Below are 12,429 nucleotides of genomic sequence, written 5' to 3'. Positions count from 1 at the left end.
GCGAAAAAGACGACGCGTCAGACGCTTTGGACGCTTCAGCGATTGCGAGGCGGGGCCCTCAACGCTTACGCGTCCGTTCGGATCGAAACGCTTCGGGCGTGAGCGGTCAGGCCTTCTTTCTCGGCGATTCGGATCACGTCGCCGGCGATCTCTTTCGTTGCCTCTTCGCTGAACATCGTCACGCTGCCTGATCGCAAGAAACTGTTCACCGACAACCCGGCCGCCCACTTGCACGTCCCACCGGTCGGCAACACGTGGCTCGGTCCGGCCGCATAATCGCCCAATGCGACAGGGGTGTGATGCCCTAGGAAGGCGGCGCCGCTGTTGCGAATGCGAGCGATTTGGCTGTCGGGATCCGCTGTTTCGATATGCAAGTGTTCGGGAGCGAAGGAATCGGTCAGCTCACACGCTTGCTCGGAATCACGCACCAAGATCAACGCACCGAAGTCCGCGAGCGCGTCACGCGTCAGGTCACTGCGTTCGAGTTTAGCGAGCTGCGTTTGCAGTTCACCGCGTACCGAATCGATCAACGATTCGTCCCATGTGATTAGGATCGCCGACCCCGGCGAGTGTTCGGCTTGGGCGAGCAGATCGGCCGCGACGTAGGCGGGCGACGCGGTCGAATCCGCGATCACGATCACCTCGCTCGGCCCGGCGAACGAATCGATGTCCACGGTGCCAAACACTTGTTTCTTGGCCAAAGCAACGAACAGGTTGCCGGGGCCGACGATTTTGTCGACCGCCGGTAATGCGTTGCACCCGAACGCCATCGCCGCGACCGCTTGCGCGCCGCCGCACCGGTAGACTTCGGTGATTCCGAGTTCATGACAGGTGGCGAGCATGTCCTTGTTGTACGCACCAAAGGGCGTCGGCGGCGCGACCACCACGATTTCGTCGACGCCCGCAACTTGGGCGGGCACGGCGGTCATCAAAACTGTCGACGGATATGCCGCGGCGCCACCGGGGACGCAAATGCCGACCCGCCGCATTGGGACATATCGCTGGGTCAATCGAACGCCCGGTCTCGGTTGGATCGTGACATCCTGATGCCGGATCGCGGTCTGAAATTCGACGATGTTGTCGCGAATCCGACGGACCGACGCGAGGAAATCCGGGTCCGCCCCCGCGTGGGCAGCCTCCAGGTCTGCGGCGGGCACCCGCAGCGTTTCGCCGGTCAATGTGGTTCGGTCGAGCGACTCGGTATATCGCAGCAACGCCGCGGTTCCTTCGGACTGCACGTCTCGACAAATCGTCTCGACCACTTCGACGGGGGTGAGCGGTTTGCCGAACACGGCGGCCGTCAATTCACGACCACGGGGGCTGACCAAATCACCTCGTGGGCTGAGTTTCTCGCGAAGGTCGGCGAGGACGTCCATCCCGCCTTCGCGTGCGTCCACGAATCGGATCAAAGAGTCGACTGTTTCGGAGGTCATGAAAATTCGTCGTATGATGTCGGATTTCGGATACGTTTTGTGATAGTCTGAAGCCGTCTCGAGGCCGTCTCAGCCAGGAGGCGAATCGTTAAGCTAAACCCAGTGGCGGGCTTTCGCCAGAGCATGGGGGCACACCGATCGCCAGGCATCTCTTGCGAGAACGGTATTCTTCCCAACCTTTCCCGGCAATTGCACAAGAACTCTGCCATGATCGACCTGCGAAGTGACACCGTCACCCAACCCACCGCGGAAATGCGGCGAGCCATGGCCAACGCGATCGTCGGCGACGGCGTCATCGACGTTGATCCTACCGTCGATCAACTCGAACGCGAAACGGCAGCGTTGCTCGGCAAAGCGGCCGCCCTGTTCATGCCCAGCGGCACGATGGCGAACCAAGTCGGCGTGCGAACGCACTGCGAACGGGGTTCCGAATTCCTCTGCGAGACGGACTGTCATATTTATCATTATGAACAAGGGGCATTCGCTCAATTATCAGGCTTGGTCGCTCGAACAATTACGGGCGATCGAGGCGAGCTCGGTGTGGAGCATCTCGTCGGAACGATCCGTCCTGAAAACGACCACATGGTCCGCACCCAATTGCTGTGTCTGGAAAACACCCACAACCGCTGGGGAGGTCGAGTGATCCCACAAGAGTCGATCGACGCGGCCTGTCTGTGGGCACATGAGCATTCTCTCAAAACACACCTCGACGGCGCACGAATCTGGAACGCGTCCGCGGCGACCGGAATCGACGTCGCTCGCATGGCCGCTCCGTTCGATTCGGTCAGCGTTTGTTTCAGCAAAGGTCTCGGTGCACCGGTTGGTTCAGCCTTGGTCGGGTCTCAAGCGTTCATCGACGAAGCACGCCGCGCCCGGAAATTGTTCGGTGGCGGAGTGCGTCAAGCCGGAATCATCGCCGCCGGTGCGTTGCACGCGATCCACAATCATCGCGCCCGATTGCACTTCGACCACGAAGCCGCTCAACAACTCGCCTACACGGCCTCGCACTTACCGGCGTTGTCGATCCGCGGAGGACGTGTTGACACAAACATCGTCATCCTGGATATCGATCCGATGTGGGGCACAGCGTCGGAGTTGCAATCACGGCTGTTTGCATCCGGCATCGATTGCTTTGCGATCGATGATCAAGCGATCCGTTTCGTGACACACATGAATATCACGCCCGAACAAATCCAACGGGCGAGCTGCATCTTACGTGACGTGATGGCCATGGCAGGCAGCATCCACTGATCACTGGAGCGCCGTTACCGTGCCGCGACGCGGCCGCATATCAGGTTTCGTAATGAATCTTGCCGTGCTTCTGCGAGCGACTGATTTTGTCGAGGCTGTAGAGGCCCGCCAGAATAAATTCGACGCAAGAAGCTCGCATCGCTTCGTTCTCGCTCGCATTGACCTCGAACGCCCGGTCCCACGCCGGTGGCACGTGCTGCAGTCGTTCGGCGTAAAGGCGACTCGGTAGCATATCGCCGACTTCGACTCGCACTCCTCCTCGAAAGATCTCCGCAATTTCGGCGAGTCCGTGCTCCTCGATGTATTCGCTGAACACGATCTGAATCGCTTCCGCGACCACATTATCGAGGACTTGCCGTTCGCTCATTTGATGCGTCCCCATCAAATCCAACTCGAGCTTGCCGAGCGAACTGGCGTAGAGGTGACCGAGATCACTGATTCGAGGGACGGCCGGTGACTCACCGTGGACGATTCCACGCTGCCGTGCCGAGGCAACAATCGTTCGGAAGTTCGCCAACGAGAAGCGAGCCGAGACCCCCGACGCCTGATCGATGTATTTGCTTTTCCGAGCACGGTTGGTGATCTCTTCAATGATCTGATACATGAACAACGGAACATGGACCGGATAATCGCCACCGAGATCGCCGCCGATTTCCTGCTGCAGAATCTCGATCCCTTGATCGCGTTCGCGCGGGTAGTGTGTTTGAACGATCGTGCCGATACGGTCTTTGAGCTGAGGGATCACCTTGCCGCTGCGGTTGTACGTTGCCGGGTTGGCCGAGAACAGAATCATCACGTCGACGTCAAAGCGGATCGGATAACCTCGGATCTGCACATCGCGTTCTTCGAGAATGTTGAACAGACCGACCTGGACGAGATCGTCGAGTTCGGGCAATTCGTTCATCGCAAAGATGCCGCGGTGCATTCGCGGGATCAAACCGAACGAAAGAGCTTCCTCGGCGCTCATGCTGACTCCGCCGGTCAGTTTGGCGGGATCGATTTCACCGATAATGTCGGCGAACTTGGTCCCGGGGCTGAGACGTTCGGCGTACCGTTCATCGCGAGGCCACCATGCGATCGCGATGTCTTCGGGCGCGTTCTGCTCGACGATACGCCGACCGAGCGATGAGATCGGCTTGAGAGGGTCCTCGTGAATCGGAAGGTCGGGATGATCGATGTAAGGCACGAACGGATCAAGAAATTGCACGAGTTGCCGCATCAGCCGGCTCTTCGCCTGCCCCTTCTCACCGAGAAACAACACGTCGTGGCCGGCCAACAGGGCGAGGTTGATTTCGGGAATCACCGTATCCTCGTAGCCAACGATCCCCGGGTACAGCTCTTCACCGGCGGCGAGCATGCGAGAAAAGTTGTCTCGGATCTCCTCCTTCACGGTTTTAGATTTCCAGCCTTGGCTGAGAAGATCGCGGAGGTTAGTGGCAGCCGGGGGGGCCATTGTGGAACTCACGGGGCGGTCTCGGGAAAAGGAAAGCAAACTCGGACGGTTCAACGAAAGGCGGCCTTGGGGCGGCCAACGGCATCTTACCGGATCGCCTAGGCCGGAAACGGAATTCGACAGATGGCAGTTTTTCGGCAAACCAAAACCCGGAACGCTGCGTAGCTTCGAGACCTCCGGTTTCGCGAACCCGATTCGCGATGGGTACCTTATTTTTGCAATCTTCCCCTCGTTTTGAGTTGCCGAGCATGATCGCTGGCCTACCTGATGCCTTTTCGTCCTTGTCGTTCGGCCGGGAACAATCGATTTCACTCGTTGATTCTTTGTCGACCAGCTCGATGGACTCGTTTTTGGTCCTTGGACAGATGGGCAAATGGATGCCCACGTTCGCGACGCCGATTTGGGTACTGTCGATCGGATTGCTGCTCGGCGTTTTGATGGCCGCGGTAGCCTACGGCGTTTTGGCGATCCTCTCGTTCGTCCCGGCACTCGGCACGATCGCGGACCGTCCCCGGCAGGGCGTCACGCTTTCCCTGATTGCGGGAGCCATCTTCTCGGCAATCCTGTGTGTAATCTATCTACCGCAGGGGGGTGACAACCGCCAACTGCTGCTACTGCCGCTGATCACGATCGGCGTCGGACTGGGATTCGGCTTCATCTATGGCATGTGGCACCGGACCCGCGATGAATGGTTCTCGATGCTGACCGAAGGCGTGGTTCCTTACCTGCTCGGAACAGCCGCGGTATTCGCGGTACTCGGTTTAGTGCTGACGCCGTTTGTCGAAAACCCACGAGGCATTCTCGAGAGCATCCCTTCGGTCAACGTCATGAGCGACGGCACGCAAGTGGAAGTCGCCACGATCGATCCGGCATCTTCGGACGAACCCGAATTCTTTGCCGCCGGAATCGAATACAACTTCCGCAACGTGGCCGAACTGACCATCGAGAGCGACAAGAAAGTCTTCCTGGCCGACTCTGCGGATCCTGCCGCGTTCAGCCGTTCACCGGTGGAACTGAACCCGGGCAGCAGCGAGGCGATCAAGTACCGCTACCAAGATCGTGAACAACCACCGATCCCAGGCGATCCGGGCAAACTGCATATCTACAACCAAGAAATCGACCCCGCCCGCGTGGTGTTCACATTCAAGAACCTTCCGCAAATTCCACAGGCCTCGTCGATCGTCTTCATCGCAATCATCTTCTTCCTGACGCTGACCGCGCTGATGGCGACACGCCAAGCCGCACCACGCGTTTGGGCGTTGGCTCTCTCGACGGCGAAGAACGAAATGGCTCAACCGCTGTACCTGCTGTTGCTCGCGTTGGGCATCTTTGGCGTGCTGCTGTTTGGAATTTTCCCGTTCAACACGCTCGGCGATGACATCCGTTTGCTCAAAGACAGCGGCGTGACCCTGATCATGATCATGGGCATGTTGTTGGCTGTTTGGAGTGCGGGCACGTCGGTCAGCGAAGAGATCGAAGGCCGGACCGCGTTGACCGTCTTGAGCAAACCGGTCAGCCGGCGTTCGTTCATCCTGGGCAAGTACACGGGCATCATGCTGAGCGTGTTGGTCCTGTTCGTGATCTTGTCGGCTGTGTTGTTGGTGGTGCTGAGTTACAAACCGATCTATGACGCCCGGGAGACGAGCGAAAAACTCCCCGTGTGGCAGGTGGGACATGAAGAGATCATGACAACCCTGCCGGTTCTGGGCCTGTATTTCATGGAGACGATGGCAATCGGTGGTGTGGCCGTGGCTCTGGCAACCCGTTTGCCGTTGCTGGCGAACTTCATCACATGCTTCTCGATCTATGTGATCGGTAACCTGACCAGCCCCTTGGTGGCGTCTGCGAAGGAGAACACTGAACTAGTCGGCTTTGTCGGCAAACTGATTGCGGTGGTGGTGCCGAACCTGAACTCGTTTAACGTCCAGGCGGCGGTCGACTCTGGGAATGCGGTGCCGCTGATCTACCTAGCGGGCGTGTTCAACTACCTGGTCGTGTTTGTGATCGCGGTATGGATGTTGGCAATGTTGCTGTTTGAGGATCGCGATCTGGCGTAGCAATTAGGGCTTCGCTGAATAACCCAATCTTTTGGTGTAAACTCGGTTCACAGGCAGGTCCCCTGCGAGTGCCTATTCCACGATCAGGATCATGAGGCTGGTGAACGTGAATCGATTTGCAACTTTAGCTCAACCCCGCCACGAAGCGACCTCTTCGGGATCCGCGTTCCATTGGTTTTGGGCGATCATTGCCGGGTTTTCCGTCCCGATACTGATCGTCATTTTCGGGATGGTTGCCGCACTGATCGAGTACGGCGAATTGCCACGAACGACCGCGAGCTTTGCTCGCGAAACGGGAAACCAACATTCCGTCGAACTCGGTACGTACCTGAACATTCCGGTACCGTCCGCGTTCGCGACCCAGGCCCCGTTCGCCCAACTCACAGAACTGGTCATCATCGCGATTGCGATTTCAGGTATCTTCTGTTTCGCCGTTTGGATGAACCGACGATCATCGGATCACCGCACCCGCGAAGTCGTTAAGAACCTGCACCAACGTCTGCTGCAACAGAGCCTCCGCAGAGCCGAGAGCGAGGGCGCCGCGGCACAGCGATCGCGGGCCCGACAATTGATCAGCAACGACCTCCCTGAACTCGGAATCGGATTATCGCTCTGGCATCGCGTGATCCCTCGCAGCGTTTTGATGCTGGGCGGATGCGTCGTGTTGGCACTGCTCGTCAACGTTTGGTTGGCGATCCTTGCGGTGATCAGCGGCGCCGGACTGTGGCGTTTGTACTCATGGATGCGCAGCCCCGACTGGTTGCAGATGTCGAGATTCGAGATCCCCAAAATCCGCGAAAGATTGGTGTCCCTGATCGGAGACGCGCCGATGATGGCGAGACTGCAGGCCGGAGGCTTGGCCGATCAAGCGTTCCAGGCGGAACTCGATGCACTGGATCGATGGGTCGCCGGTGACGACGCTCGTCGTGGTCGATTGTGGCCGGTGTTGATGTTCGCCGGCAGTATCGCGATCGCCCTGTTGGTGATGGGTTTGGGAGCCAACATCCTGCACGGGCAACAGGGCCTGAGCCTGCCCGCATCACTGGTGCTGGGCCTTGCGTTGACCGCGTCGGCATTTTCGGCAGCCCGCTTGAGCGAACTCGCCCGTCAGCTGCGACGAAGTTCCCGTGCCTGTGAATCGATTTATCTGTACTTGCAACGCGGAGACGACGTCGCACCGAGCGAACGCCTCGTCGGGCTCGCAGGACTGCGTGAATCCGTCGACCTCCGTGACGTTTCGCTGCAAGACGCCGGCGGCAAACCGATCCTCCGTGACCTCAGCCTATCGCTGCGGCCGAAGTCGCTCGTCGCGGTGCTCGGCACCGACGACGTCTCCACCCAATCGCTCACCGAATTGCTGATGGGATTCGGCCGACCTCAACGCGGGATCGTCGAAATCGACGGGATCTCGCTGCGAGACGTTCACCCACAGGCACTCGCCAAACAGGTGATGTGGATCGCTCCCGATGGCCCGCTATGGGAAGGCACGATCACCGAAAACCTGATGGCTGGATTGAGCAAATCGGTCGACAAACGCGACATGGTGAACGTGCTCGAAGAACTGGGCATCTACGAACAGATCACGCGGCTCAGCGACGGCCTCGAAACGATGGTTGGCCCCGTTACCGATCTGCGAGACGGGCGTTCGAGCGATGGGTTGTCGATGAACGCCCGCTACATGCTCGGCATTGCGCGGGCGCTGCTGCACCGACCACCGATTATTCTCGCGAAAGAACCACCGGCCCCGACAGAACATCTTTCGAACGACCCGTGTTTGAAAGCGATGAAAACCCTCGCCGCTTCCGGCGCGTTGGTATTAGTGCTACCACACCGACTGCAGACGCTCCGCCAATGCGATCGCGTCGTGCTACTCAATGGCGCTAACTTGGTTGGAGAGGGCGGCCACACCGAACTGCTCAATTCCAGCGATTTGTATCGGCACTTGAACTACCTCTTGTTCAATCCCTACCGTCACCGTAGCGGCAACTAGAATCGCCGCTCACTCGCCAGCTTCTACCACTTCACTCGGATCGAGAAAGCTTTGACGGATTCGGACATGGACGACGAGCCGCAGACACCCGAAACACTTTTCCATACCGCCGTCGGAGTGGAAGGCGGTTTGGGCGTGCTGGCTCTCACGCTGGGGTATTTCCTAGGTCCAGACGCCCGGGAACTCGTCCCCGCGTTCAACCAACTGCCCGCCCTTCTCGGCGGTGTCGGCCTCGGTATCCTGGCCACGTTTCCGCTGCTGCTATTGATGGCAGTGATCCGCCGGATCAAACACCCGGCCGTGGAACAGCTCGATCAATTGAGCGAACACCCGATGATCGAGTTGATGCTGAAACTCGGGCCGGCCGAACTGCTGGTGATCAGCCTATGCGCGGGCGTCGGGGAAGAGTTACTGTTTCGCGGCTGGCTGATGCCGGCGATTGCACAATTGCTTCACGGCGACCCGGTCAGCCTGCTCAGCGGAGATCCATCGATCGTTCGGCCCTGGTGGGCGTTCGGAGGATGGACGTCTGAAATCGCCAACGAACTCAGCCGCAACTCATCCGCTGCCGGAGAATCAGCGGCGGTCACCTGGTCGGGACTAACGCAGTGGTGGTCCAACTCGATCGGTTGGGAAATGACTGTCGCGTGGATCCTCTCGTCGATCGGATTCGGATTTGTTCATCCGATCAGCAAGCTGTACATCGGCGTGACCGGGTTGATGGGTTTGTATTTTGGGGCACTCTTAATCCTGACCGGGAACCTGATGATTCCGATCATCGCTCATGCTCTCTACGATGCGATTCAGCTTTGGAGCGCGGCCGCGGAAGAAGCATCCAAGGACGCAAAGTCGGCATAGAGCGTTTCGACGTCGGCGGCCGTCGTCGGCACACAGGCAAACGCTGCCGCTCGCCCGGGCGCGATCGTCCCGTACCGATCGTCTTGCCGCATCGCCCGGGCTCCCGCGAGCGTCGCCATTTCCAATACCGTCGCGGGCAAAAGGTCTTGCCGATGATTCAGCAAGTGTCGGACCTCACGCCATAACTGCAGATCAGGATTGCTGGCTCGCGAATCGGTGCCCAATGCCACGTTCACACCCGCCGCAATGAGATCCGCGACCGGATGCCGGGCGTGACCGAAAAAGGCGTGCGTTCGCGGGCAGTAAACCACACTAATCGATGGATGCTCGGCAAGGCACGCGATCTCATGAGGCTGCAAGCCGTTGCCATGAACGAGCAGCGAGGCGGGTGCTCGGGCGAGCAATTCAATCAACGTTTGAATCGGCTCAGCCTGCCGCCAAGGGAACATTTTCGCAACATCGAACCCAAGACTCGTGAGATTCTCGGCGAACGGACCGGTGCCCTGGGTCAACAGCTCTCGCTCGGCCGGAGACTCCGCCACATGCATCGCGAGCGGGCAATCGACCTGGACAGCCAATTCAATACAACGGCTGATCAATTCGAGAGGCGTCGAATAGGGTGCGTGTGGACTCACGCCGGAAAACGGTCTGATCGAATCGACATGCTCGCGAGCGAGGGCGAACTTCTCCGCGGCACGTTCAGGCGTCAGACCGAGCACCTCCGCGAACGCGACCACCGTTATCGCCTGCTGATCATCCCACCGCGAATCGCCCCCAGGCCAAGGCGTGGACGCGATCTCGCCGATCAGGGCCGTTCCACTGGCCAACGCCTCGCTGACGCCCTGAGCCACCGTCGTACGAGGCGTCAACACATCAGGAGCACGCGACAACGCCTCGCGGCGGGCACGCACGACCTGCACGATCCATTCTGCTAACTCCATGCCCGGATTACCGATCGGTGCGTCCAGGTCACTGAACTCGAGGTGCGTGTGCGCGTTGACGAGGCCGGGCAATACGGCGACATCACCGAGGTCTTTCACGCTCCCATCGACAACGGGTTGGCTCTGCGGCACCTGACCGACCCGAACGACTCGGCCGCCCGACACGACAACGAATCCGTTCTCAATTGGCGGCCCGCTGATCGGGACAACCCACCGGGCTCGCAGGGTCACTTCACCGTCAATGAGTTCACACTCCGTAGGAGGCTCCGTCGGTGGATTCGACAATCTTGAGATCGCCACGCGTCAGTCAACGCTCAATGATTGACTCTTCTTCATCGCGTCAGGCGGACCTTTCGAGAGATCCGTCGCGATGCCGCCGTTGGTTAACGACCTTTGGCGAAGGTTGCTACGTTCGTCAAAACGTGGGCACCGCCGGGCACCGGTGGCTATAAATTCCTAGAGACCCGCTCTAGCTGGTCGCAGGATGACTGGCGCCGACCGAAGGGCTGATACGGCCTGGATCGAAAGCTTTGTCGGGATCCATTTGGTAGGCGTCTTCCATCGCGTGCGGGTCATCATCGAGATGCTCGTCATGCTCGTGAACGGCCATCGATGAGATAAACAGCACGGTCAAGAACGTGAAGATGAACGCTTGCAGACAGCAGACGAACAGTTCGAGCAACGTCAAACCGGTACCGACCAACACGACAGGCAGGCTGACCGCGTAGGCAGTTCCATCGCCCGCAGCACGAGCGGCGAAAATCAGACCGACGAACGCCGCGAGCACCAAGTGCCCGGCCATCATCGTGCCGAAGAGCCTCATCGCCAACACGAAGCACTTGATCAGGAGGCTGAGAACCTCGAGGACGTAGAGCAACAGAGCGATTGGCAACATCGCAATCCCGCCGTCCCAACCGATCGGGTTGAAGTGGTTCAAAAAGTCTTTGACGCTCGTTTCACGGATGCCGATGAACACGATCGCGAACAGAGAGGTGATCGCCAAAACACCGGTCAATGAAAGGTTTCCGGTCGCACTTCCGCCCCAGTGGGAAAAGTGCGTGTCACCGGTGATGAGTTGCAACATGTAACCGAACGGAATCACACCCAGAATGTTGGCAAACAGGATGAAGAAGAACACCGTCCAAATGTAGTAAATGTACTTGTCGGTGAGCCCACGCAGGTTCGGATAGGCGACTTCGTCACGAATGAACGCGCAGATCGTTTCAAACAACTGCGAAATGCGTCCACGGGTTTGATAGCGGCCGAGACCTTCGCCGTGGTAGATGCTGATCTTCCGCGAGCAAAGCACACCGGCGACGATCAGGCACAAACCGACGAACGCGGACATCATCAAGTGATTCGTGATGAAAAACTCGTAGTAGCCGTCTCGGATCCCGAGCGCCGGGATGTTCGTTTCGGCACCGCCAGCGGGGATCTTCAGCAAAGGCGAATGGTGCAATGCGTGCGGGATCGCGTGGTCGGTCGGGTCGTGTCCGGCGGCAAGAAAATAGAACATGGAATGTTGGAAAGGCGGAGGTGAACCGAGAAATGCGGGTGGGGAGCTCGCCGGCAGATTCGCCAGCGGCATCAAAATCGGGCTTTTTGGGCTAACTCTGCGTCGGCAATTGGATCTCGCGAGATAGCGTAATCACTTCAGTCATCAAGAGAACCAAGTGCCATGCTAACACCCAAATTCCGATCCTCGTCGATGACGCGTCCATGTAATAACTGCTGAATAAAAACAAAGCAACGGTGCCAGCGATGCGAATCATCATTCCGATCAGAAAAGCGTGCCCGAGACGCTCGATCGCCATCGCCCGGGGCGACAACGGCACCGGCACGGCCTCCTCCTCGGAATCACCCGCACTCCCCTCGGAAGCACCACCCGCAGGGCCTTCGGAACTGCCCTCCGCGACCGCGTCCGGTGGCTCGTTCACGGCCGGAATTCGCTCCACCGGCTCCTGTGGTCCCGTCTCGCCTGACGCCAAAGCACCCGAAACCTCCCTAGAGCCCGCCCCAACGACGCCACCGGGACCAATACCATCGACGTGAGATTCGGCATCCTCCTCGGGAGGAATCGTGATCGACCACCCCGGCATGATGGAACCGATCGCTACCATACCGCTGACGACAGCAATCAATACGATATCGGGTGTGGAAAGCACCGTGTTCGCGGCGTCGCGCTGTGCCGGCCGGGCAGACCACTCGAACCCGACCGAGGCAACTGCGACAATCAACCACACCCCTGCAACGGCGATCAAAACGTTGCGGTACGGTCGGATGAGCGGGGTGTCCATGAACGCGAGCGTCTCCATCGGCGAGAAAACTTGACCTGCCAACCGGGCGGTCATTCGGTCGCGGGAGGTTCCCGACCGTTGCCAAAACCCTAACCTGCAAGTGGCGAGACGAAAACGCCGCTGACTTTTTCCAAACCACGAAGGACCCG

9 protein-coding genes are annotated in these 12,429 nt (G+C 59.0%); 4 read left to right on the top strand and 5 right to left on the bottom strand.

Going from position 1 to position 12,429, the window contains the following annotated elements; translation table 11 throughout:
* Window positions 1-65: 65 nt before the first annotated feature.
* The gene (gene hisD / locus FHS27_RS02075) at window positions 66-1,433 is read right to left on the bottom strand and encodes a histidinol dehydrogenase (RefSeq protein WP_184300964.1); all 1,368 of its coding nucleotides are present in this window, start codon (window positions 1,431-1,433) and stop codon (window positions 66-68) included.
* A 207-nt stretch (window positions 1,434-1,640) separates the two neighbouring features.
* Here hisD and FHS27_RS02070 point away from each other — a divergent pair, with 207 nt between their 5' ends.
* On the top strand, window positions 1,641-2,684 hold the full coding sequence (locus FHS27_RS02070; protein ID WP_184300961.1) for a GntG family PLP-dependent aldolase: 1,044 nt from the start codon (window positions 1,641-1,643) through the stop codon (window positions 2,682-2,684).
* Window positions 2,685-2,724: 40 nt separating this feature from the next.
* On the opposite strand, the gene FHS27_RS02065 is transcribed toward FHS27_RS02070, so the two are convergent.
* Window positions 2,725-4,137, bottom strand: a complete 1,413-nt coding sequence (locus FHS27_RS02065; protein WP_184301253.1) for a magnesium chelatase — start codon at window positions 4,135-4,137, stop codon at window positions 2,725-2,727.
* A 365-nt stretch (window positions 4,138-4,502) separates the two neighbouring features.
* Here FHS27_RS02065 and FHS27_RS02060 point away from each other — a divergent pair, with 365 nt between their 5' ends.
* The 3 genes from FHS27_RS02060 to FHS27_RS02050 all read left to right on the top strand — a co-directional run bounded on the left by FHS27_RS02060 (window position 4,503) and on the right by FHS27_RS02050 (window position 9,042).
* Window positions 4,503-6,194: an ABC transporter permease gene (locus FHS27_RS02060; RefSeq protein WP_315854460.1), complete on the top strand. Its 1,692-nt coding sequence runs from the start codon at window positions 4,503-4,505 to the stop codon at window positions 6,192-6,194.
* Between the two features lie 106 nt (window positions 6,195-6,300).
* Window positions 6,301-8,184, top strand: a complete 1,884-nt coding sequence (locus FHS27_RS02055; protein ID WP_184300958.1) for an ATP-binding cassette domain-containing protein — start codon at window positions 6,301-6,303, stop codon at window positions 8,182-8,184.
* A gap of 66 nt (window positions 8,185-8,250) precedes the next feature.
* The gene (locus tag FHS27_RS02050) at window positions 8,251-9,042 is read left to right on the top strand and encodes a CPBP family intramembrane glutamic endopeptidase (RefSeq protein WP_246418993.1); all 792 of its coding nucleotides are present in this window, start codon (window positions 8,251-8,253) and stop codon (window positions 9,040-9,042) included.
* Here FHS27_RS02050 and FHS27_RS02045 read toward each other — a convergent pair.
* From FHS27_RS02045 to FHS27_RS02035, 3 genes are all read right to left on the bottom strand, one after another.
* On the bottom strand, window positions 8,988-10,283 hold the full coding sequence (locus FHS27_RS02045; protein WP_315854457.1) for an amidohydrolase family protein: 1,296 nt from the start codon (window positions 10,281-10,283) through the stop codon (window positions 8,988-8,990). The genes FHS27_RS02050 and FHS27_RS02045 overlap by 55 nt on opposite strands.
* Before the next feature lie 169 nt (window positions 10,284-10,452).
* Window positions 10,453-11,499, bottom strand: coding sequence for a F0F1 ATP synthase subunit A (atpB, locus tag FHS27_RS02040; protein WP_184300952.1), 1,047 nt, complete (start codon window positions 11,497-11,499; stop codon window positions 10,453-10,455).
* Between the two features lie 91 nt (window positions 11,500-11,590).
* Entirely contained in the window at window positions 11,591-12,334 is a 744-nt protein-coding gene (locus FHS27_RS02035; protein WP_184301268.1) for a hypothetical protein, read from the bottom strand.
* Window positions 12,335-12,429 lie beyond the last annotated feature (95 nt).

Source organism: Aporhodopirellula rubra (assembly GCF_014192335.1).
GTDB lineage: Bacteria > Planctomycetota > Planctomycetia > Pirellulales > Pirellulaceae > Rhodopirellula > Rhodopirellula rubra.
This window is presented reverse-complemented; position numbering and strand designations above follow the sequence as displayed.